Origin of the sequence: Rhodopila sp. (assembly GCF_965276935.1) — a bacterium.
GTDB lineage: Bacteria > Pseudomonadota > Alphaproteobacteria > Acetobacterales > Acetobacteraceae > Rhodopila.
In genome coordinates, this window is sequence record NZ_CBDIBS010000002.1 from 573,942 (window position 1) to 597,724 (window position 23,783).

A 23,783-nucleotide genomic window follows, 5' to 3' on the forward strand; every position below is an offset into this window, starting at 1 on the left:
CACGATCAACGTGTTTCCGTCTCCAGTCCCAGATAAATTCGCTGCACGTCCTTATCATCCGCGAGTTGCGCGCCAGGACCCTCCAGCACCGTGCGCCCGGTTTGCAGCACATAAGCATAGTCCGCCACTTCAAGCGCCAGTTCCACCGCCTGCTCCGCCAGCAAAAGCGTCAGGCCCTCGCGCCGCAGCCGTCCCAACGTGTCATACATCGACTCGACCACCGCCGGCGCCAGTCCCAGGCTCGGCTCGTCGAGCATCAGCAGCTTTGGGTCGCTCATCAAGGCTCGCCCGGTCGCCAGCATCTGCCGCTCACCGCCCGACAACGTGCCGGCCCGCTGCCGCCGCCGCTCCGCCAGGCGGGGAAACAGCGTGAAAACCCGCTCCAGCAAAGCCGGCACACGCTTCTTGTCGGGCAGGACGGTCGCGCCGAGACGCAGGTTCTGCTCCACTGTCTGCTGCACGAACAGCCGCCAGCCTTCGGGCGCCAGCGCAAGACCCGTGCTGACGATCGCATAAGCCGGCTTGCCGGTGATGTCCCGGTCCCGCCATACGACCGTGCCACCCGCCGGCGCGACCAGGCCGGCGATGGCGTTCAAGGTCGTTGTCTTTCCAGCGCCGTTCGACCCAAGCAACGCCACGACCGCGCCCTGTGGAACGGTCAGCGAGACGTCCGCCACCCCAACCAGATCGCCATAGCGGACCGCAAGCTTGGCGACACGCAGCAGCGGTGCCGTCACATCCGCACCCGTTTCATGTGATGACCAAGATAGGCCGCGATTACGGCCGGATCGTCCACCACGGCCCGCGGCGCGCCCTGGGCGATGACTTTGCCTTGATGGAAAACCACCGCCCGTTCAGCGAGCGACAGGATCACCTCCATGATATGTTCGACGATAATGATGGTGATGCCGCGCGCCTTGATGCGGCGGACCAGGTCGATCGCCAGTCGTACCTCGGCTGGTGTCAGGCCCGCCAACGCTTCATCCAGCAGCAGCAGACGCGGCTGGGTTGCCAAGGCCCGGGCGATCTCCAGCCGCTTTCGCCCCGGCGTGCCGAGGGATCTGGCCAGCGAACCGGCCAGATGCGCCAGGCCGGTGAAGTCCAGCACCTCCTGCGACACACGGCGGGCGGCGGTGCGATGCGGTTGGCGCAGAAAGGCGCCGACCATGACGTTGTCGATGACCGTCATGTCTTCGAACGTGACCGGCACCTGAAAAGTACGGGCCATGCCAAGCCGGGCATGCGCCTCCGGCGTGATGCTTGTGACGTCGCGACCCAGGAAGCGGATGCTGCCGGAGGTGGGCTGGGCGTCGCCGGACAAGCAGTTGAAGAACGTGCTCTTGCCGGCGCCGTTGGGACCGATCAGGCCGATGATCTCGTGTTCGGCAAGGTCCAGGTCGGCGCCATCGACCGCCCGGAAGGTGCCGAACGCCTTGATGATGCCGCGCGCTTCAAGGAACATGAATCGTCCTTCGCGTCGTCTCGTCAGACGCCATGCGCGCCGTCTCACGAGACGCCCGGCGCGTCGTGATCGCCTGCCAGATTGCGGCGATGCCGCCCGGCTGAAAGCGGGCAACCAGAAGGATGATCGCGCCATAGACAATGAACGTCAGGCCGGTGCCGCCGCCGCCGAAGACGGCATTGGTGGTTTCCTCTAGCGGGATCAGGATAATGGCACCGACCAGCGGACCGAACAGGGTTCCTGCCCCGCCCAGCGCCGCGATGATCAGCATCTTGACCGAAATCAGGATGCCCAGCGCACTGTCCGGGTCGATGAAGCCGACCATCACCGCATACAGCGACCCGGCGACCGAAGTGAAAGCCGCCGACAGCAGCAGGGCATACAGCTTGTAGCGCAGCACCGGGACACCCAGGCTGCGCGCCGCCCGGTCACCGCCGCGGATTGCCGCCAGGTAGTAGCCCATCCGGCTGCGCTGCATCAGCCAGGTCAGACCCAGCAGCAGCATCAGCACGGCCAGGAACAGATAGTGGTACGGGATCGGACTGATGAACGATAGATCCCATGCGGTGCGCGGCACTGGCGGCCCCATCAGCCCGACCGCGGCACCCAGCAACGGCCAGTTCGCCGCCAGGATCCGAAACAGCTCCGCCGCCGCGATGGTGGCCATCGAGAAATAGTGGCCGCGCAGCCGAAAGGTCGGCGTGCCGACCGCCGCCCCGGCGACCATGGAGACCACCACGCCTAGCGGCGCCCCGGCAATCGGTGGCCAGCCAAGCCTTGTATAGACCACCAGCGAACTATAGGCGCCGATGCCAAAGTAGACCGCGTGCCCGACGGAAACCTGCCCGGCGTAGCCGCCCAGCAGGTTCCAGGCGGAGGCGGAAATCGCCGCCAGCAGCACCAGGGCGCCAATGCGCTGCAGGAACACGTCCTGCACCACCAGCGGCCACGCGGCAATGACGATGCAGGCGACCAGCACCAGGAGCCATTGCTTCATGCCAGGGGACGGACCACGGGACGGCCCAGGGGATGGCCCAGGGGACGGATCGTCAATTCGTGCCCAGCAGGCCTTGTGGGCGCACCCACAGGACCAGCAGGAACAGCGCATAGACAACCACATCCTGATAAACCGCGCCGATCAGGTAGGCCGACAGCGCCTCTATGGTGCCGATTCCAAGTCCAGCGATCAGCGCCCCCGGCACACTGCCGAAACCGCCCAGGCAGACCACGACAAAGGCGATCAAGGACAGTGATTCCCCAACTGTCGGAGAGATATAGAAGAACATGGCAATCAGCGCGCCCGCCACGCCGGCGGACGCCGCGCCGACGCCCCAGGCGATCGCCTGCATCCGATCCGGGCGGATACCCATCAGCATGGCTGCGTTGCGGTCCTCCGCCACCGCCAGCAATCGGCTGCCAAGCGCCGTGCGGGTCAGGACAAGATGCATGCCAATTGTAATGACAAGCGCCACGACGCCGGCCAGCAGGCGGGAGGCCTCGATGCGTAATCCGCCCAGGTCGAACGTGCCACCGACCAAGGTGCCGGGCAACGACACGAAATTGGCGGTGAACGCCCAGAACGCGGTGTAGCGCAGCACCAGCGCCAAGCCGAACGTGCCCAGGATCTGCGCCAGCATTGGCCCCTTCGCCACATGGCGCACCAGGCCGAGATAGACGACCACGCCCAGCACGAACATCAGCGCCGCGGCGCCTGGGATAAAGAAAACGGGACCCAGCTTCAGCAAGGTAAAGGCATAGAAGGCGACATACATCGCCAGCATGACGAAGTCACCGTGGGCGAAGTTGACGACGTTCATCATGCCCCAGATCAGGGTCAGGCCTGAAGAGAACAGCGCGTAGACCGATCCCATCAGCAGGCCGCTGACCACAACCTGCAGCAGAATCACGCCTTCACGCTCCTGGCACCTTGTCCTTGCGGCGAAACCTTGCCGGATCGGCGGGCGGTCGACAAGTCCGCGGGCGGATCGACCCCAATGCCCGACGCAGCCGCCGATGGATGCCCGGATCAGGACGCGCCACAGGAATGGCGGACTTGTTGAATATCGTCTTTATCAGGGTGTTGGGCTGGTGGATATGCCTTGGGTCGCCAGTTGGTCATCCGTCAGGTTCCACCAGCCGCCACCAAGCGCCTGGAACAAGGCAGCGGTATCGGCCAGGCGGTTTGCATCCGCCTGAACCAAAGCCAGCCGAACCTGCTGATAGGCGTTTTGGGCATTCAGCAGTGCCAGGTAGGCGACCTGTCCCAGCGCAAGTTGCCGTTGCACGATCGACAGGCTGCGGGCAGCGGCTTTTCCCGCGGCGGTGGCCGACGCAAGGGCGTTGGCGTCCGTCTGCAGGGCGTGCAGCGCATCAGTGACGTTCTGGAAGGCGGAGAGAACCGTGGCACGATACTGTGCGCCGGCCTGCTCGAACGCCGCCCGCGCGGCACGCTGCTTGTGCAGCAGCGTGCCGAAATCAAACAGCGGCGTGGTAATGCCGCCGGCGATGGTCCAGAAATTCGTCCCAGGCACAAGGAATGTGCCGCTTGCCGTCGGGCTGTTGCCAATATCGCCGGTCAGAATGATCTGCGGCAGCCGAGCCGCGACAGCCTGACCAATCAAGGCGCTGGCCGAATGCAGCATTTCCTCCGCCGCGCGCACATCCGGACGTTGCCGTACCAGCTTCGAGGGCAGGCTGACCGGCAGATCGATCGGCAAAGCAAGGTCTTCCAGTTGGAACGTCGCGGCAATCGCCTCGCTGGGGAAGTGGCCGGCCAGCACGGTCAGCGCGTCGCGTTGCTGCGCCAGTTGCTTTTGCAACGGCGGCAGCGTCAGTTGCGCCTGCGCCAATGCGGCTTCCTGCGCCGCGACATCGGCCCCTGCCGCCTGTCCCAAGACCTGCTGGCGACGCAGGATGTTGAGCAACCGGCTCTCCACCCGCACGGTTTCGAGGGTCGCGGCGATCTGGCCGCGCAGGGATGCTTCCTGGATCACGCCAGTCACGACATTTGCGGTCAGCGTGAGGTAGGTTGCTTCAAGCTGGAATTCCTCGTTCCGCGCCAGCGCGGTCAGCGACTCGACGGCGCGCCGATTGGCGCCGAATACATCCGGCACGAATGACACGTTAAGCTGTGGCGTGATCAGCGTGTAATACGGGCTGCCGGTGATCGAGAACGGCGTCTCGGAGGCAGTCGGCGTCAGGTTGCGGCTGGCGTTGAACGCCCCTGTCACGATCGGAAAATATGACCCGCGCTGGGCGTAAGCGTTTTCCTGGGCCTGCCGCAGCGCCGCCTGGGCCGCGGCCAGGTTCGGGTTGGCCGCGATCGCCTGCTCAATCAGCCGGTTCAACGGCTCGGAGTGGAATACCCGCCACCACTGCGCCGGAATGTCCATGTCAGTGATGAAATGCTGCGACACGCCGTGTGGACCATTCGTGCCAGCGGTGTCCGGTAAGGTCTTTTCCGGCGTGAACCCAGTCACGGCCGGTGCCGCGGGAGCCTTGAAGTCAGGACCAACCGCGCAGCCCACCAGACCGGCCACGATCAGATATGACGCCATCGCGATGGCAGCGGCCGAAAGGATCGGACGCATGATCATTCCGCCGGCCTCAGACTGGATTGCCCGCCTGCTTCGGGCGCGGATCGCCGAGAGAACACGTCGATCAGGACAGGAAGGATGATCAGGATCAGCACAGGCGCCAGCATCACGCCGCCGACCACAACCAGTGCCAGGGGCTTTTGCACCTGCGAGCCGATGCCATTCGACAGCGCCGCCGGCAGCAGCCCCACGCCAGCGACCACGCACGTCATCAGCACCGGCCGCATCTGCACTTGGCACGTGCGAACGATGGCCCCGGCACGATCCGCACCGCCTTCGATAAGTGAGTTATAGAACGTCAGCACGATGATCCCATCCATCGCGGCAATGCCGAAAAGCGCCACGAAACCGATCGCGGCGGAGACGCTGAACGCCGTCCCGGTTATCCAGAGCGACAGGATGCCTCCGATCAGCGTCATCGGGATCACGCTGGCCGCCAACGCCATGTCGATCAGCGAGCCAAAGTTCAGAAACAGCAGCAGGCAGATCAGGCCGATGGCCAACGGCACCACCACTTCCAGCCGGCCGATCGCTTCCTGCAGGCTGCCAAATTCCCCGACCCATTCCAGGTGATAACCGCCTGGCAAAGCCACCGCCTCGTCGACCTTCTTCTGTGCTTCCAGCACCACCGTGCCAAGATCCCGGCCGCGGACGCTAAACTTGATCGGGATATAGCGCTCCTGCCCTTCGCGATAGATAAAGGACGCGCCGGACGTCAGTTGCACCCGGGCGACCTCGGTCAACGGAATCTGCACGACGCCGCTGCCGCCCGGATTGGGCGCGCCGATCGTGATATTGCGGATCGCCGCCAGGCTCTGGCGATACTTGGGGGCGAGACGGACGATAATCGGGAAGTTGCGGTCCGAGCCTTCCTCATACACGTTGCCCGCCGCCTGTCCGCCGATGGCCGCTTGAACCGTGGTGTTGATGTCGCCCGGCGCCAGGCCGTAGCGAGCGGCCCGCGCACGATCCACATCGATCCGCACCGTCGGCTGGCCCAACGAGGAAAACACGCCAAGGTCGCTGATGCCAGGCACGCTGGCCATCACGTCCTTGATCTTGTTGGCGGTCTGCTCCAGCACTTTCAGATCGCCACCGAACAGCTTGACCGAGTTTTCGCCCTTCACCCCGGACGCGGCTTCCTCGACGTTGTCCTCGATGTACTGGGAAAAGTTGAAGTCAACGCCGGGAAACTCCTCGGCGAAGCGCTTGGTCATCTGATCGACAAGCTTTTCCTTGTCGATGCCGGGCGGCCATGCATCGAAGGGCTTTAGCGGCACGAAGAACTCGACGTTGAAGAAGCCGGTGGCATCGGTGCCGTCATCCGGCCGGCCGTGCTGAGAGACGACAGTCACGACCTCCGGATAGCTTCTTATCAATCGCCGCATCCGGTTGACCGGCGCATCACCGGCTTCAAGCGACAACGACGTCGGCATCGTCGCGCGGATCCAAAGGTTGCCTTCCTCCAGTTTGGGCAGAAATTCAAGGCCGAGCGTGCGCAGCGCCATGAACGCCAGGAACAGCATCAGCGCCAGCATGCCCAGGGTGAAGATGCGGTTGGCCAGTGCAAAGCGCGCGACGGGTTCATACAGCCGGTGGATGAAGCGAACGAGGATCGTGTCCTTTTCCGTCTCATGGTCCTTCAGCAACAGGCCGGACAGCGCCGGGGTGATGGTGAAGGTGGCGATCAGGCCGCCGGCTATGGCATAGGCATAAGTGGTTGCCATCGGGCCGAAGATGTGGCCCTCGATGCCGCTCATTGTGAACAAGGGGACGAAGGCCGCAATGATGATCGCGGCCGAGAAGAAGATGCTCTTGTTGACCTCGGTTGCCGAGTTGGCAATCACCGCGAACTTGCCTCGCAGTTCAACCGTGGACCGCATGCGCCCTAGGGTCGGCGAGCCATGAAAGCGCTGGTCGGCGGGCTGCGACAAGCGCCGGACAATGTTTTCCATCATGATGACCGTCGCGTCGACCACCAGTCCGAAGTCGATCGCACCCACCGAAAGCAGGTTCGCCGACTCGCCGCGCAACAGCAGCAGGCCGATGGCAAAGGCGAGCGCGAACGGAATGGTGGCCGAGACGATCAGCGCGCTGCGCAGGTTGCCCAGGAACACCCATTGCAGGACAAAGATCAGCAAGATCCCCTCAACCATGTTGTGCAGCACGGTGTGGGTGGTCACCTTGATCAGATCAGAACGATCGTAGAAACGCTCTATGTGAACACCAGGCGGCAAGATGGTGGAGTGGTTGATGCTGTCGATCAGCGCCTCCACCCGCCTGATCGTCGGCAGGCTTTCGGCGCCCCGCCGCATCAGCACGATGCCCATGACGATGTCGTCGTCGTTGTCCTGCCCGGCGATGCCAAGTCGCGGCAGATTGGATACCGTCACCTTGCCGATGTCGCGCACCAGGACAGGAGAGCCATTGTTCTGCGCGACCATGGTCGTGGCGATTTCATCAACGCTGTGGATCAGACCGATGCCACGTACCACCGCCGCCTGATCGCCGAAATTCACCGTCTGGCCGCCGATATTGGTGTTGGCGTTGTTGATCGCGGCAATGACCTGCGGAATGGTCAGGCCATATCCAATCAGTTTCGGCTGGTTGATGTCGACCTCGAAGGTCTTGGTCTTGCCGCCCCAGCCGTTCACGTCGATCACACCTGGAACCGCCTTGAAGCGGCGTTCCAGCATCCAGTCCTGGATGGTCTTCAGGTCGGTGACGGAGTAACCCGGTGGTCCGATCACGCGGTAGCGCATGATTTCGCCAATCGGGCTGCTGGGGGAGATTTGCGGCGTAACCCCGCCCGGCAACGGCGGCAACTGCGCCAGCCGGTTGATCACCCATTGCTCGGCTTGCTGATAGGTGAAGTCGTAGGTGAACTGCACCTTGATATCGGACAGGCCGAACAGCGAGATAGTGCGGATGGCATTGACATGCGGGATGCCGGCCATCTGAATCTCGACCGGGATGGTCATATATCGTTCCATCTCCTCGGCCGACTGGCCGGGATTCTGGACAATGATATCGACCAGCGGCGGCACCGGATCGGGATAGGCCTCGATGTTCAGGTTCATGAACGCGACAGTACCGCCAACGAGAACGCTAATCAGCATGACGACGACCAGGACACGCTGCCTCAGTGCCAGGACGATGAGCCTATCCATCGGAAAACCTGTTCGTGTCCGATCGCCGAACCCAGGTCGCCTTCACCCGCATTACGGTAACGGGTCCCTTAATCACCGGCGGCGGCGCGATCGATAAACACGGCGCCGGCGACCACCACGGTTTCGCCGGCTGTCAGACCTTCCATGATTTCCGCCATGCCACCCATCAACCGCCCAACCTTGACCGGCTGGATGGCCAGCGTCTTGGTTGCCGGATCAGCGGTCCAGACGTGCGCGGACGATCCCTCGAAGACCAAGGCGCTTTCCGGCACCGCGGGGGCAGTCGCGTCCTCGCTGGTAATGATGCGAAACCCGGCCAGCATCTCCGGCTTCAGCTCGCGCTTTGGATTTTCAACCTCGGCACGCACCGGCAGGCGATGCGTGATGGAGTCGATCGACGGGGCGACATAGGTCAGACGAGCATTGAACGAGCGGCCGGGGAACGCCAGCACGCTGACCTCCGCGCGATCACCCTTGTGCAGCAGCGGCGCGTCTTCCTCCCTTGCATTGGCCACGAGCCAGACCTTGCTCAGATCGCCAATTTGATAAACCGGGCTGGACGCACCCGATGAAGCAGATGCACCAACAATATTTTGGCCAAGCCCGATTTGGCGCTGCGTAATGGTGCCGGCGATCGGCGCACGAACAAAGGTATCCGCATTGATCTTGAGGATATCCGGCGTGGCCTCAAGCGTGCTGATGTCGCTGTCGCTCTTGCCATAGATGCGCAGCCGACTGCGGACTGCGGACAATGCGATCGCGGCGGTGGACAGATTGCCCTCGGCATTGGCCAAGTCCACCTGGCTTTGTTGCCAATCCTTTAACGCCGCACCCTGTGCCTGATACAGCGCGTGCTGGCGTTTTTCGTTGGTCTGAGCCAGCGTGAGTTGCGCCTTGGCAGTGCGCAGCGTGGCCACCGCACTGATCAGGTCGTTTTGACCTTGCGCCAGTTCCGTCGCCTGGATCGCGAACAGCGGATCGCCACGTGCGACCTCATCCCCCGGCTTGGCAATCAGCTTCGTGACGTGTCCCGAATAAGGCGAGAAGACGGATGTCACCAGATCATCATCGATGGCGATCTTCCCGTCGGTCGTCGTCACATCCTGAAACACCCGGTCGTCCACACGTTGCAGCTTGAGTGTCGCCCATTGTCGGTCGGTCGGCTTGAACGACCGGCCATCACCTGCCTGCGCGGCCGTCTCCTGCGTCCTCTCGATCGGGGGCGTCCCGAACAGCACGTGGAGTGCCGTCGGCCCAGCGATAAATCCGGCAACGACCAGCACCGCCACCAATAGCAGCACCGTTACCTGCGTCTTGCTGGACAAGCGCTTGGTCGGTGGGACCTGCGCGGGCTTCAGGTCGTCCATTAGGTGTTGCTGATCCATCGAACAGGTTGTTCGGCTATACTGTTTACGGTATCAGCCGAACAGTCTTTTCAGGCGGCGAGGCGAGCCTGGGACAAATGTCACAACTGCACTGGAACAGCGCTCGGCACGCCTCGCAGGTCACTCTCGTCCTTCAAAATGCTGCTTCATCAACCGCGGGTCAGCGAATTCGCCGGCGTTCCGCAAAAGCCCTGTCCTTCGCGCCGTGGTTCTTGTGATGAAACTGGAACGCCAGCCGCGCCGCGCTCATTGTGCTGGATGGCAATCGGTAATCGCGTACAGCGCGGCGAAACCTGCCCGGACCAGCAGATGAAAGCGCTGCTCGGGCAGGTCAGGCGCGGCGTCCGCCTGCGTCAATAGCACCACGTCGAAGCCGCACAGGTCCGCCTTCAACAGCGTGGCTTGGTTCGGCAGGTCACCGATGCGTACCGCCAGATCTCGATAAGGCTGCCGCGTCTCGATCGGCTGCTGCGACGGGATGTCGAACTCAAACGGCCACCAGGCGCGGCGCTCGATCAGCGCCAGGGCGCCGAGATGGGTATCCGTCTGAACGCCATCGGACAGATGCCTCGGCCAGGGTGCGCGCGCCCAATACGCCGGCGCGTCGGTCGGACTGACCGATGCCACATAGACCGCCTGTCCCGGCAGCACCGGTACGAGCGCCTGGCGCAGATCGGCAAGGTCGGCACGATGTTGCGCCCACGCGGTTGTCAGCAGCGCCATGCGGGCGACGAACAGCAGCAGCACCGCCGCAACGGCCGCGTGGGACAGCCAGACGGGCCAGCGCAACGGCACAAAGCCGGCGAACAGCATGAAGCCCAGCATGATGGCGAAGCGCGTATCCAGTTGATACGTGCCTTTCCACGCGTACGGCGATGCCAGATAGGCAACCAGGCTGATGCACGCCGCGATCGCCGCCGGTCCAGGCATCCGTCCTCGCCGCAGCAGCAGGCACAAAAACATGAAGGCCACTACGACCAGGGCGGTGCAGACATCCAGCGCCAGGCTGTAGTTGGTGAATGGCGCCAGCAGATGAACCAGCTTCTGGGACGCGGACGGAAACACCGCATCGCCGCCCAGGCGGCCGAGCGGGGAAGCGGCATATAACCCAGCGGGTTCGGCAAGGATCAGGAGCAGGACTGAACCGCGGCTGACTGCCGAACGGAGCAGGACCCGTGGCGTCGGACGATCTCGCGGCACGCGGGAAACCTCGGCCGAGGCAACCAGAAGCGCGAAGAACAGCAGTCCCATCAGATGACAGACGAACAGACCAGCGGCTCCCATGACACTCAGGAGGATCGTGCGAACCGGATGGCTCTCCCGCCAGCGAAGCCAGGCAGCGGCCAGCAGCAGAGCCAGTCCGATGGACAGGCTGAAGTTCAAAAATCCTTCCAGCAGGGTGCCATTGTAAGCAATCAACCCGACGGCAAGGCTCCACCAGCGGCCGCCGAGGGCGGCACTGTATGCGACCGTTCCCAGCACCGGCAGCAGCACTGACGCTGCGATCAGCAGCCGCCCGACATCATGCACCGGGAGCACCCGGATCAGCGGCGGCGCGATCAGGTCGATCGCCAGATTAGGAATGATGGCCCAACGGGGCGCGAAGAATGTCGCGATGACAGGATCATTCGGCAGTGCCTGAAGGACGAAGGCGCGTGCCAGATGGTTTGGGTAATCCGACAAGGGTGGCACATCGACAACCATCAGCGGCACGACCAGCAGCACGCAAAGGCCGATCAGACTTGCCCACCACGTCGCACGGCGCAGGGCGGAGACGGGGACGTCAAGCCTGCCATCCAGCCCCGCGGCCTGCACCTCCGCCGCCCGCGACAGGGACTTCATGGCCAGGTTGGCGCCATGCAAAGCCACAAGACACCGCGCACCGCAGGTTTGCTCTTGTCGTGGCGCTGTTGCAGGTCGGTGCGCAAGCAGGAAGTCAATCCACAGCGGATTTCAGCAACGGCTGAAATTTGTTTATAGATCATAGCGAGATTACGGCCGGCTGTTGTTATCCCCCTATCGCCACGAACAAAGCGGAAATGCAATGATTATCCCCGCCGAATTCTCCCTCATCGCCCGTCATTTCCGGCCGCTGGCGGCCGCTGGTGCCTTGGATCTGAAGGACGACGCGGCCCTGCTTACACCACCAGCCGAACGGGAGTTGGTGTTGACAGCGGATGCGATGGTGGCCGGGGTGCATTTCCTGCCGGACGACCCGCCGGACCTTGTCGGCCGCAAGCTGCTGCGGGTGAACCTGTCGGACCTCGCCGCCAAGGGGGCGGTGCCGCTGGCCTATCTGATGACCGTCTCAACGCCGCGGGACACGCCGGAGGCCTGGTTCGCGGGCTTTGCCGCCGGGCTGGCAGCCGATCAGGCGACCTATGGTGTCAGCCTGCTGGGCGGTGACACGACGTCCACGCCTGGGCCTGTCTCGTTGTCACTGACGCTGATTGGTCACGTTGCGCCGGACACCGCCATCCGTCGCTCGGGCGCGCGCGATGACGACGGCATCTTTGTCACCGGCACGATCGGCGACGGCGCGCTTGGTCTGGCGGTGGCCCGCGGCCGTCTCTCCGACCCTTCAGGTCACCTGCTCGACCGCTACCGCCTGCCTCAACCCCGGGTTGGCCTGACACTGGCCGGCATCGCCTCCGCCGGCATGGATGTGTCGGACGGGCTGGTGCAGGACCTCGGCCATATCTGCCAGGCCAGCGATCTGGCGGCCGAGATCACCGCTGACCTGGTCCCGTTATCCGACGCCGCCCGCGCCGCTGGACCGGCTTGGCTCGAAACCTGCCTGACCGGCGGGGACGATTACGAATTGCTGCTGGCCGTTCCACCAAACCGCGAAGCCGCCCTGTACCACGCCGCCTCCACTGCCGGCATCCCTGTTACCCGCATCGGGCGCTTCCACTCCGGTCCGGCGGAGGTCATTATACGTACGGCCAATGGAGAACCTCTTGCTTTGAACAGAGGCGGCTGGAGCCACTTTTAGGCGGGAACGGACGTCGGATAAATGAACAAGAACGTGTGGCTGCTGTTCGCCTGTCAGGCGCTGATGAACGCTGTCATGGCCGGCCAGGCGATCATGGCGTCCCTGGTCGGGTTCAAATTGTCCGGCTCCGCGCTGAACACGCTGCCCATGGCCATCCAGATGGTCGCGGTCATGAGTGCCTCGGTGATCGCCGGCTATGCCTTTCCCCGCCTCGGCCGCCGCGGCGGCTTCTGGCTGGGCTGCGCCATCATGCTGAGCGGCAGCCTGACCTTCGCCACCGGCATCTACACCGGCAGTTTCGTGATCTACTGCCTCGGCGCGATCCCCGCCGGCATCGGCTTTGGCATTTCTCAGCATCTGCGCTTCGCCGCGGCCGAGGTGGCCGATCCGCATGCCAAGGCGCGGGCGATCTCCCTGGTGCTGACAGGCGGCTTGATCGCCGCGATCATCGGGCCGGAGATGGTCAAGCGCACCAACGCGCTGATCACCGGCTACACCTTTTTGGCAACGTATCTGTATCTACCCGTGCTGCCGGTGCTGACGGCGATCCTGCTATGCTTCGTACGGGTACCCCCGGCGGAAAAGAAGGTCAGCCTGCCCATACCATTCCGCAGCATCATCGCCCGGCCTTACTTTGTCGCGGCGGTCGTCAGTTCCTTGGTCGGCTATGGAACAATGAACCTGGTCATGGCCTCGACACCGCTGCAGATGATGATGTGCGGTTTCGGTGTGGCGGCGAGCGCGGACGTCATCCGCGCCCATTCCATCGCGATGTTCGCCCCGGGCTTCTTCACTGGACGGCTGATCCAGAAGTTCGGGGTGCACCAGATCATTCTGCTCGGCGGCCTGCTGACCTTGGCCTGCGTGTTCGTGAACCTGTCCTACCTGCCGCTGTTCGGCACGTTCATGGTTGCGCTGGCGCTGCTGGGGGTGGGTTGGAACTTCATGTTCGTCGGCGGCACAACGCTGCTGACCTCCGCCTATTCGGCCGAGGAGCGGGTTCGGGTCCAGGCCACGCACGACTTCATCGTGTTCGGCAGCGTGGCGATGACGGCGGTGACGTCGGGGGCGATCGAGGCGACCAACGGCTGGGCCGTGCTGAACCTGACCGTGGTGCCCCCGGTGCTGATCGCCTTCGCGGTGGTGGGTTGGCACTGGGTGGCCCGGTCACGGATGGCAGTGGCGTAGGCGTCCAGACGAGCATATCCCAGTCCGTGTAATCGCGCCCAACCTGGTCTATGTTGTTCTCCTGTGGACCTCATCCCGGACGATATTGATGGAGTGGCTGCTGTGCGGAACGCACCGTTTAACCGGCCGGCTCTATTGGACGCCTTCGCCGAATCAGGCCGTGCAGCCTGGGCGGAGGCCGAACCCGGCTTGCGCCTGTTGGTTCCAAGGCCAGAATACCTCTTCGCCATGAAGTGCCGAGCGATGTGGCTTGGCGGAGTGGATGCGAACAGGGATATCGAGCACATTCGCCACCTTGCCGTCGAGATCGGCATCCGGAACGTAGAGGAGGCAATTGCCTTGGTATCGTCGTTCTACCCGCGGTCCGTCCTCCTGCCCAAGGTGCAGTTCGGCCTTGATGAGATATTTTCGGCAATGCAGGAGACCGCTCCCCATGCCAATCACGCTGAGGCATGCGACGGAAACAGACCAACATGAAAATCCAATCGCCACGGCCCAAAACGCTGTTGGACCTGTCCCGCCGCGTGCTAGCCAACCAGCAGTTCTTCGACCCGGCACTACGAGAATTTCTGGACGAATTCTACGCCGACCCAGTGACCCGCCCGGTATCGTTACAGGATCAGCCGGAGCTCATCGAAGACATCAAGGATGCCTACCTGGCCGCAACGGCGGAACATCTTTCCGCGACTTACGGACTTGATCTGCCGGCATGGGTGGCGGACCATGGTCGCCCGTTGAGACGCGCCTTCTTTGCCGGGGGCTTGGAATCGGTCAAGGCAATCCTGACGGTCGAAAGTCCAGCGGCATTCCGAAGACGACTCCTCTTTGTCGGCAAAGACGCCCTGGACAGGCCGCGTCGGCTGTCCGATCCACCGCCCCGCAAGCCGGCGCTGGCGCACACCTTGCGCTGACCGGCCGATAGATCGAGACTTTGGTGAGATATCGTTCAGCGCCGGCCGGCCGCCACAAGGTCTTGTAACGCCACCCGCACTCGCTCGATCACACCCGCCCAGTCGCCACGCCGTGTCTGCCGGAACAGTCGCATCGTCGGGTACCAAGGCGTGTCATCCCGCCCAATAAACCAGCGCCAGCACGAGTCGAAGCGGTTCAGCATCCATACCGGCTTGCCCAGCGCGCCCGCCAGGTGCACCACCGCCGTATCCACCGCGATCACCAGATCGAGCCCCGCGATTAGGTCCGCCGTGTCCGCCCAATCCCCGAGGCGGTCGGAAAAGTCGTGCAACACGATCTCGCCGGGCGGCCGCCGCATCTGGCCTGCCGGAGGCCCGAGCTGCAGTGATACAAAGCTGACGCCCGCCACCGCGAACAGCGGTGCCATGTCAACCAGCCGCATCGACCGGCGCCTGTCGATCGCCACCGCATGCGGCTGCTCGATGCGTGATTTTCCGGCCCATACCAGCCCGACCTTCAGCCCGGGTAGCGCGCCCAGGGCCTCGGCCCACACGGATGGATCGGCATGCAAATATGGAGTTGCGGCCGGAATCGTCTCCATCGTCGTGCCGAACGCGAAAGGCAGACTGAGCAGAGGACAATGGTAATCAAATGGTGGAACGAATGCATCGTCCTCCGAAAGCACCTGGGCAACGCCTTCCAGCGTCGTCATCAGCCGGCCGAGCGGCTTTGGCACGACCAGCACGACACGACCTCCGGCCGCGGCGACCATTGACGCATAGCGGCAGAATTGCAGCGTGTCGCCGAAGCCCTGCTCGGCATACAGCAGGACCGTCTCGCCGTTCAGCGCCTGCCCGGTCCAGCGCGGCCGCGGCAAGGTCGGCGGCGGTGCGGCCATCGCCTCGACATGCCACCGCGATTCATAAGCCTGCCAGCCCTCCTCCAGCCGGCCCATCATCAGCAGGGCCAACGCGAGGTTGGCGCGTGCCTCTGGATAGTCCGGCCGCATGTCCAGCGCTTCGCGGCAGCAGGTTTCCGCCTCTTCCGGCCGGACCTGCTCCATCAGCGCCAGCGACAGGTTGCTGTTCGCCCGCGCCGGATCGACACCGAGTGCCAAGGCGCAACGGAACAAGCCTTCCGCCTCCTCCACATCATTGCCGATCTGGCGCACCGACCCAAGGTTCAGCGTTGCATTGGCATGCTCCGGATGCAGCCGTAGCGCGGCCCGAAAGCAGCTTTCAGCCTCCGCCATGCGACCCAGGCTGTAGTGGACCATGCCCAGGTTGTTATGCGCATCAGCCATGTCCGGATCGAGGCGCAGTGCCTCCCGCTGACACTGCTGTGCCTCCTCGGCCTTGCCCAGGGACAGGGCGACCAGGCCCAGGTTCATCCAGGCTTCCTTCAACTCCGGATCAAGCTGCACGGCCTTTCGATAGAACGGCTCCGCTTCGCTTGGCCGGCCCTGGAGATGGAGGTCGAAACCTCGTTTATGTTCAACGAGAGATGCGTCTAGGTTCATACATCCGCAGGTTGTGTAGGCTTATAGTCTGGACAAGACCTCATCCCGGAATTTTTTCATATCCGCTGTCGATTTCACCGCGTCCGAGCCTTCAAAGTCGAAATCCAGCGCCGTCACGCCGATCGCCTCCAGGGTAGCAATGTCCTCGATCGTGTTGGCGACGGTGCCGGTGAACAACTTTCGATTGCCATCAGTCGCCGACGGTGCGGGCTGGCCATGGCGCTTGACGCGATAGGTAACGCCGATGGCATTTGGATCACGGCCGGCTGCCTCGGTCAGGTCCCGCAGCCGGCCGATGCCGGCTTGCAGGCGGGGAAGCGTGTCCAGCAGATGCGCGTTGTTGCTGCCGATCGGATACCAGGCGTCGCCGATGCGCGCCGCTCGCCTCATGGATGGTCCGCTCTCGCCGCCCACCCAGATCGGCGGATGTGGCTTCTGCACCGGCTTCGGGTCGATCAGCAGGCCATCAATATGAACATGCTTGCCGTGGAAGCCCGGCTTTTCCTGCGTCCAGATCGTCCGCATTGCGTCCATGTACTCGTCAGTAACGGCACCGCGATCGGCGAATGGTGTGGTCGCCACCGCCTCGATCTCGACCTTCAGCCAGCCGGCGCCGATGCCGACGACAAGCCGGCCGCCAGACAGCACATCGATCGTGGCCAACATTTTCGATGCCAGCACGGCAGGGCGGTGCGGCACGACCATGACCGCGAGCACCAGCCGGATCTTGCTGGTCTTCGCCGCAACCCAGGCAGCGGCGGTCAACTGTTCCATCCGATGGCCGGGATCCGGCGAGTAGAATTCCCCGGTGGTGGAGTAGGGATAGCCAGGCGCGCTGGTGTCGGGCAGCGCCACGTGATCGGTCAACGTCAGGTAGTCAAAGCCAAGCGCTTCGCCGAGTTGCGCGGTGTTCGCCATCACCTCGGCGGTGGCCATCGGCCCGCTGACCGGCAGGTTGAATCCAATTTGCATGGCGTTTCTCCTCTTGTCGCTTTGAAATAAGCAGGCCGGGTGCATGGGCTGCTGTCAACCAAGGCGCCGTCTGGTTGCCAATGGGCCGGCATGTCGATGCTTGCCACCAAGGGTGCGGCGTTGATAACCACTGAAAATGTGAACGATACCGGCTCCACAGCCGAATTTGAGTCCCCAACCGTTGCTGCTTTTGGTAGATCGAAAGAACACCCGGAAAAAGGTGTTTTAACGAAACAAGGCTAATGCGTCCTACTGGGAGTCTTCCATGCCAAACCGAATGATCTCGCGTCGCCGTGCCGTTAAACTGGGTGCCGCCGCCGCTACACTGCCACTGGTACATATCAGAACCGCCGGCGCCGCGGGCAGCTTGAACATTGGCTTCTGGGACCATTGGGTTCCAGGCGCCAATACCGTCATGAAAAAGCAGGTTGATGCCTGGGCCGCCAAGAGCAAGGTCGACGTCACCGCCGACTTCATCACCTCGACGGGCGGCAAGCTTGCGCTCACGCCCGCCGCCGAAACTCAGGCCAAGGCCGGCCACGACGTGATGACGTTCGTCAGTTGGGACGCACAAAATTACGCTGACTCGCTGGAGCCTGTGGACGATGTCATGCAACGTCTGATCGCGGCCAACGGCGACGTGAACAGCGTCAGCACCTATCTCGGCAAATACAAGGGGCACTGGGCCTCCGTCCCGTCCAGCAGCGGCACGCAGGTCAAACCGCCCTGCGCCCGCATCAGTTGGTTCAAGAAGCATGGCCTCGACATCCAGGCGATGTATCCCGTCAAGGCGGAAAACAACGCGCTGCAGGACAGTTGGACCTGGGAGTCTTTCCTGAAATTCGCCGAGCTTGCGGTCAAGGACAACATGACGTTTGGCCTGGGCATGGGCGGCGGGCTGAACTCCGATGGCACCGACATGCACGGCGCGCTGTTCGCCGCCTTTGGCGGCACGCTGATCGACGCCGAGGGCAAGTCGCAACTCAAGTCGGACGGCACCCGCCAGGCCATGGAGTTCGCGCAGCGGCTGGTGAAATTCTATCCCGCCGATGCGGTCAGCTACGACGACGCCTCCAACAACCGCGCGCTGATCTCGGGCAAGTCCGCGTTGATCTTCAACCCGCCGTCCGCCTGGGCGGTCGCCAAGCGCGACGCGCCGGACGTCGCGGCAGATTGCTGGACGTTCCCGGCGCCCTCAGGCCCGAAGGGACGCTTCGTGCCGTCACAATGCTACTTCTGGGGCGTCTACAATTTCAGCAAGAACAAGACCGCCGGCAAGGACCTGATCGAGTTCCTGATGCAGCGGGACAATGTGGAGGCCCGCGACGTCTCCAGCGAGGGCTACGATCTGCCACCGTATGCCAAGATGACCGACTTCAAGATCTGGGAGGAAGTCGGGCCGCCGAAAGGCACCGTGTTCAACTATCCGGTCCGGCCGTCCAGCGGACAGAAGCCGTCGCTCACCGCGTCCGAAGCGTCGCCCGACGTCGCGGTGCAGATCTACAACCGCGGTATCCACAACCAGATGATGGCCCGCCTGCGTGAGGGCCAGACGATCCCGCAGGTCGTGTCCTGGACGCAGGACGAACTGGATGGCTTTACCCGCTAGCGAACCCGGATCACAGGCGCTTGGGCTGCTTCGACCTTGCGGGAGGCAGCCCATTCGCCGGTCAAGCGCCGGCGCCATGGCTGAACAAGGCCTTGGTGCCGCACCTTCGTCCGCTAAAGGCGCTGCCTGCCCAACCACGGCATGACAGTATTCTTCACTGCCGACACCCATTTCGGCCACGCCGGCGCCTTGTCGCTCTATCAGCGCCCCTTTGGGTCGGTGGCCGAGATGAACGCGGCGATGATTGGACGCTGGAATGAAACGGTCGGGCCGGACGACGATGTCTGGCACCTCGGCGATTTTGCGCTTCGCACCAGTGTCGCCACCGCAACAGATCTGCTACGCACCCTGAATGGACGCAAGCACCTGGTGACCGGCAACAACGATGCGCCGGAGATCGTGGCCTTGCCGCAATGGCGCAGCACCCAGTCCTATATCGAGCTCATCGTCAACCAGACACGGCTGGTACTATGTCACTACGCGTTCCGCACCTGGAACGGCATGGCGAAGGGGGCGCTGAACCTGCACGGCCACAGCCATGGCCGACTGAAGCCGCTGCCGCGACAGACCGATGTTGGCGTCGATGCATGGTCGTTCCGGCCAATAACGCTTGACCGGCTACGCGGCCGCCGTTCCCCAGGCCACGCCATGTGATGCTCGAAGCATAAATCCTGGAAACCGCAAGAGGCCGCTGGCGACACTGGAATGCGCAACGAAGTACAATCGAACCCAGCCGAATTCCGCAATGCCATGCGTCTACGGCGCCGCCGGCAGCAGCTTTTGGCTGAACCACCTGCACCCGCGGGTCCCGTTGACTTCGCTGGCTGAGCCGATCACCCTCGGAATATTGAACTCGCCGTTCAGGCAACGTCCACTCAACCCGCGACGGGACCATCGGACCTGGAGCCAAGCCTTGAGCGTTCCTCCGCCCTTCCGCATGTGGCGGACAGGCCACATGCTCCAGATCCGGAGACTCGACGCGTTACAGTAGGAGCGACATGCAGCGCATCATCGTTCTCGGCGCAGGCGTCGCAGGTCTCTGGTCGACTGTCGGAGCCGCACGCGCTCTCGACGAGCGCGGCATCGGCACGAATCGAGAGGTCTGCGACCTGTTCGGCGAACCGATGCTGCCGCTGGCGATCGACTGGTACGCCACGATCCTGGACCTCGGCCCCTGGGGGGCGATCTATATCGAGGACTGGGACCGCCGCGTTGTCGCGAAGAAGGTCGCCGCCAAGCGCGTCAAGCAGACGATCAACCGCCAGCGCATCGATCCGCCGCTGTCGCGGCACCGGCGGGACACTCTCGCGGCTGCTGCGCCAACCGTGCGGACGCCCCCAGTTTGCGCGGCGAATGTCGCATGATCCTGACGATTGACCCATTCATCGCCGGCGGTGTTGTGCTGGCTACCGCCGCGACCGATGCGGTCTATGTGATGTTCACTTCCGCCGTGGCGGCGCGCCGGCGCGTGCCCGCGGCAACCTGGAGCAGTGTCTGGTACTTGCTCTCTTCCTACGCCGTGATCAGCTACACCGAAAACTGGGTCTATGTCGGATTCGCCGCGGCCGGATCGTGGTTGGGCGCGTTTGCATCCGTTACGTACTTGCAGCGCCCGTCCCGCGTTCATCTGGTCGCCAACCCGCCCAAGCAGGGGTAATGTTGCCAAGCTGCTTGTTTGATCGCATGACCCACGCGCTTTGTACGCTCCGCTCAGCGCGATCATGCGTTATCCCGTCGCACCGGCCTTGCCCCCAAGGTCGTCCGCTGGCACCAACCGCCGCATGTCGCTGCGCGTCCCGCCGTCCCGCACCCTGTCCGCGCTGAACCGTATCGCGCTGTTCAGCGTTCTGCTGTTCCCGCTGCTGCTGATGCACGCGCACGGCGTGGCCGAGGTCGCGATCGGCGTGGCGGATGTCTGTTTCCTTGCCTACTCCGCCATAGACGAGGACTGGGCTTGGTTCCGTACCCCCTGGCTGTGGGTCGCCGGTGCATGGTGGGGCTGGCTGGTGATCTGCTCGGTGCCGGTGCCGGCGCTGGGGCTTGGCGAGGGCGGCGAGCGGTCGCTGATCCAGGCCCTGTTGACCGTGCGTTTTCTGCTGCTCGTCGCGGCGATGGAACATAGGGTGCTGCGAACCCCGCAGGCGCGTGAATGGCTGTTCGGCCTGGTCGCGGCCTCCGCCGTCTGGATTGGGCTGAACAGCCTGATTCAGGATGTCACCGGCCGGAACCTGATTGGCTGGCCGCGCGGTCCCGATGGAGAATTGACAGGTCCGTTCGGTTCGCCGCGCGCCGGCCCGGCGCTGGCCCGCATCTTGTTCCCCTCCCTATTGCCGCCCGTTGCCGCGCTGCTCGCCGAACCGGGCCGCAGAAACACGGTCTATGCCTATGCACTGCTGCTGCTCGGCTTGATCGTGATGGTGCTGACAGGTCAGCGCATGCCGCTGGTGCTGACCGTGCTGGGGCTGGTGGTCGTCGCCTTCCTGATGCGGCGCCTGCGACCGGCTATCCTGGCCGCCGCGCTCGCCACTGGTCTGATCCTGGCCGCTTCACCGGTTGTCGCACCGGACGCCTATTATCGGCTGGTCGAGAAATTTTCCCGCCAGCTCGAACATTTTGACGTCTCCCCTTACGGCCAGCTCTACGCCAGGGCGTGGGAGGTTGGGCGGCAAAATCCCATCACCGGTATGGGCTTCAACGGGTTTGGCACAGGATGCCCAATGCCAAGATATTTCCGAGCCACCTTCGATGGCAGCGAAACTGACGGCGGCGGCGCGAAGATCTGCTGGGATCATCCGCACAACTTCTACCTGCAGGCGCTGGACGACGGCGGGTTCGTCGGACTTGCGCTGTTCTGCGCGACAGGCCTGGTCTGGCTGATCCCGCTTGGCCGCTTCCTGTGGCGAAACCCTGATCCGCTGCGGGTCGGCCTGTTCGCCGCGACATTGATCCAGCTTTGGCCAATCCAGTCGACCTCGGCCTTCACCAGCATGCCGATTGGCGGCTGGTTCTTCCTGCTGCTCGGCTGGGGAATGGCCGAGGCGCGGTTTCGGGCGGCCGACGATCAGCCGCAGTCGCAGCCAGCGGTAGGGCCGCGTTCCTTCCGGACAAGATGATGGTCAATCCATTCCGCGACCAGCAACCGCGCCTCATTGATCGAGGCTTCCGGATGATGAATGCGATACAGCGTCGTGCAGGCCTGGAATGCGGCCAGATCATCGGAACCGATATGCCGCAGTTCGCGATAGGCGGTTAACACGGCCCGTTCACAGCGGCGGCCGGCCGAGCTTTCCTGCGCCATCGGACTGCGCTCCTTGGTTGCGAATCATTCGCACATCTGAGGAAGAATAACGAGCCTTGTATTGAACGGCAAGACCGATGAACAGCGAGGCAATCACTTATCTCAACCCCCTGGACCACGATGCCGAAAGGCTAGCGCCTCGGCGATATGAACGCGGCTCACCAGATCCGCCCCGGCGAGATCGGCGATGGTTCGACCGACGCGCATTGTCCGCGTGTACCCGCGCGGCGACAGGCGCAGCTTCTCCATCGCCTGTTCCAGCAGTTTCTGTGCATCCGGCATCAGTTTGATGACCTGGCTATCCGCCTCCGCATTGCAGACCGGGCCTGTGGTTCCATATCGTGCGGTCTGGATCGCCCGTGCTCGCGCCACGCGTTCGGCGATTTGCGTGCTGGTTTCGCCCGATGGCGCATGCGCCAGTTCGGCGGCGGTCGCTGGCTGTACCGCGACCGACAGGTCGATCCGGTCAAGCACCGGTCCGCTGACCCGGTTCTGATAGTCCTCGCCGCAGCGCGGGGCGCGTCCGCATTCCCGGCCGCCCTCCCCCAGATAACCGCAGCGGCATGGGTTCATTGCCGCGACAAGCTGGAACCGGGCCGGATAGGTGACGTGGGCCGAGGCCCGCGATACCGTCGTATGGCCTGATTCCATCGGCTGGCGCAGCGACTCCAGCGCCTGGCGTGGAAACTCCGGCAATTCGTCCAGGAACAGCACGCCGCGATGCGCCAGGCTGACTTCCCCCGGTCGGGCGCGGTGGCCGCCACCGGACAGCGCCGCCTGCGATGCCGAGTGGTGCGGTTCCCGGAATGGCGGCCGCATCACCAGCCGGCCACCATCCAGCAGGCCGGCGACGCTGTGGATCATGCTGACCTCCAGCGCCGATCGCGGATCAAGGTCAGGCAGCAGGCCGGGCAGCCGCGCGGCGAGCATGGATTTGCCGGCGCCGGGCGGACCGATCAGCAGCAGGTTGTGACCGCCCGCGGCGGCGATCTCCACGGCCCGCTTGGCACTTTCCATGCCCTTGACGTCGCGCATGTCGGGGCATGAACCGCTGTCCGCGCGCGCTGATGGCGCCGGCGGGGTCAGCACCTGGGTGCCGCGGAAATGATTGATCAGGCTCAGCAGATCGGGCGGCGCCAGCACCTCGATCCGGCCCGCCCAGGCCGCCTCCCCGCCCTGGCCGGCCGGGCAGATCAATCCCAGACCACCGGCGGAGGCGCCGATCGCCGCCGGAAGGACACCCACCACCGGATTGAGCGAGCCATCGAGCGACAATTCTCCCAAGGCGGCGTACTCAGCGACCTCGTCCCGCGGCAGCACCTCCATCGCCGCCAGCAGGCCGAGCGCCAGCGGCAGGTCGAAATGGCTGCCCTCCTTCAGCAGATCGGCGGGTCTGAGGTTGATCAGCACCCGCTTCGGCGGCAGCGACAGCCCCATGGCGGAGAACGCAGCGCGCACACGCTCGCGTGCTTCAGCTACCGCCTTGTCGGGCAGACCGACGAGCAGCAGCGCCGGGGCACCTGGGGTGATCTGCACCTGAACCTCCACCGGCACCGCATCGATGCCGGCGAACGCGAAGGTGTTGGCGCAGGCCATGGTGGAGGATTGTATGCGCCTGCTCATGACGCCATTATCACGCGAATTGGTAAACAAAGTCGTAAGTCTGGAAGGATCTTC

The 23,783-nt window shown here is 63.9% G+C and carries 22 protein-coding genes; 10 read left to right on the forward strand and 12 right to left on the reverse strand.

Annotated elements, in window-relative coordinates:
• Nucleotides 1-5: 5 nt before the first annotated feature.
• The 8 genes from ACQY4S_RS05680 to ACQY4S_RS05715 all read right to left on the reverse strand — a co-directional run bounded on the left by ACQY4S_RS05680 (nucleotide 6) and on the right by ACQY4S_RS05715 (nucleotide 11,455).
• Nucleotides 6-737 carry an ABC transporter ATP-binding protein gene (locus tag ACQY4S_RS05680; RefSeq protein ID WP_428484218.1) on the reverse strand — a complete coding sequence of 244 codons (732 nt, stop codon included), beginning with the start codon at nucleotides 735-737 and terminating at the stop codon, nucleotides 6-8.
• On the reverse strand, nucleotides 734-1,462 hold the full coding sequence (locus tag ACQY4S_RS05685) for an ABC transporter ATP-binding protein (protein WP_428484219.1): 729 nt from the start codon (nucleotides 1,460-1,462) through the stop codon (nucleotides 734-736). Before ACQY4S_RS05685 ends, ACQY4S_RS05680 begins: the two co-directional genes overlap by 4 nt.
• The gene (locus ACQY4S_RS05690; RefSeq protein WP_428484220.1) at nucleotides 1,452-2,459 is read right to left on the reverse strand and encodes a branched-chain amino acid ABC transporter permease; all 1,008 of its coding nucleotides are present in this window, start codon (nucleotides 2,457-2,459) and stop codon (nucleotides 1,452-1,454) included. Before ACQY4S_RS05690 ends, ACQY4S_RS05685 begins: the two co-directional genes overlap by 11 nt.
• Nucleotides 2,460-2,511: 52 nt before the next feature.
• A complete protein-coding gene (locus ACQY4S_RS05695) occupies nucleotides 2,512-3,369 on the reverse strand; it encodes a branched-chain amino acid ABC transporter permease (RefSeq protein ID WP_428484221.1) in 858 nt (285 codons plus the stop codon).
• Nucleotides 3,370-3,534: 165 nt separating this feature from the next.
• Nucleotides 3,535-5,052, reverse strand: a complete 1,518-nt coding sequence (locus ACQY4S_RS05700; protein WP_428484222.1) for an efflux transporter outer membrane subunit — start codon at nucleotides 5,050-5,052, stop codon at nucleotides 3,535-3,537.
• Nucleotides 5,053-5,054: 2 nt separating this feature from the next.
• On the reverse strand, nucleotides 5,055-8,228 hold the full coding sequence (locus tag ACQY4S_RS05705) for an efflux RND transporter permease subunit (protein ID WP_428484223.1): 3,174 nt from the start codon (nucleotides 8,226-8,228) through the stop codon (nucleotides 5,055-5,057).
• Between the two features lie 68 nt (nucleotides 8,229-8,296).
• Entirely contained in the window at nucleotides 8,297-9,595 is a 1,299-nt protein-coding gene (locus ACQY4S_RS05710) for an efflux RND transporter periplasmic adaptor subunit (protein WP_428484224.1), read from the reverse strand.
• A 264-nt stretch (nucleotides 9,596-9,859) separates the two neighbouring features.
• Entirely contained in the window at nucleotides 9,860-11,455 is a 1,596-nt protein-coding gene (locus tag ACQY4S_RS05715; protein ID WP_428484225.1) for a hypothetical protein, read from the reverse strand.
• A 202-nt stretch (nucleotides 11,456-11,657) separates the two neighbouring features.
• On the opposite strand from ACQY4S_RS05715, the gene thiL reads away from it, so the two are divergent.
• From thiL to ACQY4S_RS05735, 4 genes are all read left to right on the forward strand, one after another.
• Nucleotides 11,658-12,608 carry a thiamine-phosphate kinase gene (thiL, locus tag ACQY4S_RS05720; RefSeq protein WP_428484226.1) on the forward strand — a complete coding sequence of 317 codons (951 nt, stop codon included), beginning with the start codon at nucleotides 11,658-11,660 and terminating at the stop codon, nucleotides 12,606-12,608.
• A 21-nt stretch (nucleotides 12,609-12,629) separates the two neighbouring features.
• Nucleotides 12,630-13,796 carry an MFS transporter gene (locus ACQY4S_RS05725; RefSeq protein ID WP_428484227.1) on the forward strand — a complete coding sequence of 389 codons (1,167 nt, stop codon included), beginning with the start codon at nucleotides 12,630-12,632 and terminating at the stop codon, nucleotides 13,794-13,796.
• Between the two features lie 63 nt (nucleotides 13,797-13,859).
• Nucleotides 13,860-14,273 carry a hypothetical protein gene (locus tag ACQY4S_RS05730; protein WP_428484228.1) on the forward strand — a complete coding sequence of 138 codons (414 nt, stop codon included), beginning with the start codon at nucleotides 13,860-13,862 and terminating at the stop codon, nucleotides 14,271-14,273.
• Between the two features lie 29 nt (nucleotides 14,274-14,302).
• Nucleotides 14,303-14,707 carry a hypothetical protein gene (locus ACQY4S_RS05735; RefSeq protein WP_428484229.1) on the forward strand — a complete coding sequence of 135 codons (405 nt, stop codon included), beginning with the start codon at nucleotides 14,303-14,305 and terminating at the stop codon, nucleotides 14,705-14,707.
• A 35-nt stretch (nucleotides 14,708-14,742) separates the two neighbouring features.
• On the opposite strand, the gene ACQY4S_RS05740 is transcribed toward ACQY4S_RS05735, so the two are convergent.
• The gene (locus tag ACQY4S_RS05740; RefSeq protein WP_428484230.1) at nucleotides 14,743-16,227 is read right to left on the reverse strand and encodes a tetratricopeptide repeat protein; all 1,485 of its coding nucleotides are present in this window, start codon (nucleotides 16,225-16,227) and stop codon (nucleotides 14,743-14,745) included.
• 21 nt (nucleotides 16,228-16,248) lie between these two features.
• Entirely contained in the window at nucleotides 16,249-17,199 is a 951-nt protein-coding gene (locus ACQY4S_RS05745; protein ID WP_428484231.1) for an LLM class F420-dependent oxidoreductase, read from the reverse strand.
• Between the two features lie 39 nt (nucleotides 17,200-17,238).
• Here ACQY4S_RS05745 and ACQY4S_RS05750 point away from each other — a divergent pair, with 39 nt between their 5' ends.
• The 6 genes from ACQY4S_RS05750 (at nucleotide 17,239) to ACQY4S_RS05775 (ending at nucleotide 21,921) form a co-directional block, all read left to right on the forward strand.
• Nucleotides 17,239-17,442, forward strand: a complete 204-nt coding sequence (locus ACQY4S_RS05750; protein ID WP_428484232.1) for a hypothetical protein — start codon at nucleotides 17,239-17,241, stop codon at nucleotides 17,440-17,442.
• Between the two features lie 22 nt (nucleotides 17,443-17,464).
• Nucleotides 17,465-18,808 carry an ABC transporter substrate-binding protein gene (locus ACQY4S_RS05755; RefSeq protein ID WP_428484233.1) on the forward strand — a complete coding sequence of 448 codons (1,344 nt, stop codon included), beginning with the start codon at nucleotides 17,465-17,467 and terminating at the stop codon, nucleotides 18,806-18,808.
• Nucleotides 18,809-18,949: 141 nt separating this feature from the next.
• Complete coding sequence (locus tag ACQY4S_RS05760; RefSeq protein ID WP_428484234.1) at nucleotides 18,950-19,462, forward strand: metallophosphoesterase family protein; 513 nt, start codon at nucleotides 18,950-18,952, stop codon at nucleotides 19,460-19,462.
• A gap of 344 nt (nucleotides 19,463-19,806) precedes the next feature.
• Nucleotides 19,807-20,172: a hypothetical protein gene (locus tag ACQY4S_RS05765; RefSeq protein ID WP_428484235.1), complete on the forward strand. Its 366-nt coding sequence runs from the start codon at nucleotides 19,807-19,809 to the stop codon at nucleotides 20,170-20,172.
• Nucleotides 20,169-20,465, forward strand: a complete 297-nt coding sequence (locus ACQY4S_RS05770; RefSeq protein ID WP_428484236.1) for a hypothetical protein — start codon at nucleotides 20,169-20,171, stop codon at nucleotides 20,463-20,465. The genes ACQY4S_RS05765 and ACQY4S_RS05770 overlap by 4 nt, the downstream gene beginning before the upstream one ends.
• A 64-nt stretch (nucleotides 20,466-20,529) precedes the next feature.
• On the forward strand, nucleotides 20,530-21,921 hold the full coding sequence (locus ACQY4S_RS05775; protein WP_428484237.1) for an O-antigen ligase family protein: 1,392 nt from the start codon (nucleotides 20,530-20,532) through the stop codon (nucleotides 21,919-21,921).
• Here ACQY4S_RS05775 and ACQY4S_RS05780 read toward each other — a convergent pair.
• Complete coding sequence (locus ACQY4S_RS05780; RefSeq protein WP_428484238.1) at nucleotides 21,870-22,106, reverse strand: hypothetical protein; 237 nt, start codon at nucleotides 22,104-22,106, stop codon at nucleotides 21,870-21,872. The two genes, ACQY4S_RS05775 and ACQY4S_RS05780, sit on opposite strands and share 52 nt — an antisense overlap.
• 102 nt (nucleotides 22,107-22,208) lie before the next feature.
• Complete coding sequence (locus ACQY4S_RS05785; protein ID WP_428484239.1) at nucleotides 22,209-23,729, reverse strand: YifB family Mg chelatase-like AAA ATPase; 1,521 nt, start codon at nucleotides 23,727-23,729, stop codon at nucleotides 22,209-22,211.
• Nucleotides 23,730-23,783 lie beyond the last annotated feature (54 nt).

Bases quoted from the DNA above. Each gene is read 5' to 3' on its own strand.
- ACQY4S_RS05685 (WP_428484219.1), bottom strand. From the start codon at position 1,462: ATGTTCCTTGAAGCGCGCGGCATCATCAAGGCGTTCGGCACCTTCCGG.
- ACQY4S_RS05690 (WP_428484220.1), bottom strand. From the start codon at position 2,459: ATGAAGCAATGGCTCCTGGTGCTGGTCGCCTGCATCGTCATTGCCGCG.
- ACQY4S_RS05700 (WP_428484222.1), bottom strand. From the start codon at position 5,052: ATGCGTCCGATCCTTTCGGCCGCTGCCATCGCGATGGCGTCATATCTG.
- ACQY4S_RS05705 (WP_428484223.1), bottom strand. From the start codon at position 8,228: ATGGATAGGCTCATCGTCCTGGCACTGAGGCAGCGTGTCCTGGTCGTC.
- ACQY4S_RS05710 (WP_428484224.1), bottom strand. From the start codon at position 9,595: ATGGACGACCTGAAGCCCGCGCAGGTCCCACCGACCAAGCGCTTGTCC.
- ACQY4S_RS05715 (WP_428484225.1), bottom strand. From the start codon at position 11,455: ATGAAGTCCCTGTCGCGGGCGGCGGAGGTGCAGGCCGCGGGGCTGGAT.
- thiL (WP_428484226.1), top strand. From the start codon at position 11,658: ATGATTATCCCCGCCGAATTCTCCCTCATCGCCCGTCATTTCCGGCCG.
- ACQY4S_RS05725 (WP_428484227.1), top strand. From the start codon at position 12,630: ATGAACAAGAACGTGTGGCTGCTGTTCGCCTGTCAGGCGCTGATGAAC.
- ACQY4S_RS05740 (WP_428484230.1), bottom strand. From the start codon at position 16,227: ATGAACCTAGACGCATCTCTCGTTGAACATAAACGAGGTTTCGACCTC.
- ACQY4S_RS05745 (WP_428484231.1), bottom strand. From the start codon at position 17,199: ATGCAAATTGGATTCAACCTGCCGGTCAGCGGGCCGATGGCCACCGCC.
- ACQY4S_RS05755 (WP_428484233.1), top strand. From the start codon at position 17,465: ATGCCAAACCGAATGATCTCGCGTCGCCGTGCCGTTAAACTGGGTGCC.
- ACQY4S_RS05760 (WP_428484234.1), top strand. From the start codon at position 18,950: ATGACAGTATTCTTCACTGCCGACACCCATTTCGGCCACGCCGGCGCC.
- ACQY4S_RS05765 (WP_428484235.1), top strand. From the start codon at position 19,807: ATGCAGCGCATCATCGTTCTCGGCGCAGGCGTCGCAGGTCTCTGGTCG.
- ACQY4S_RS05770 (WP_428484236.1), top strand. From the start codon at position 20,169: ATGATCCTGACGATTGACCCATTCATCGCCGGCGGTGTTGTGCTGGCT.
- ACQY4S_RS05775 (WP_428484237.1), top strand. From the start codon at position 20,530: ATGCGTTATCCCGTCGCACCGGCCTTGCCCCCAAGGTCGTCCGCTGGC.
- ACQY4S_RS05780 (WP_428484238.1), bottom strand. From the start codon at position 22,106: ATGGCGCAGGAAAGCTCGGCCGGCCGCCGCTGTGAACGGGCCGTGTTA.
- ACQY4S_RS05785 (WP_428484239.1), bottom strand. From the start codon at position 23,729: ATGAGCAGGCGCATACAATCCTCCACCATGGCCTGCGCCAACACCTTC.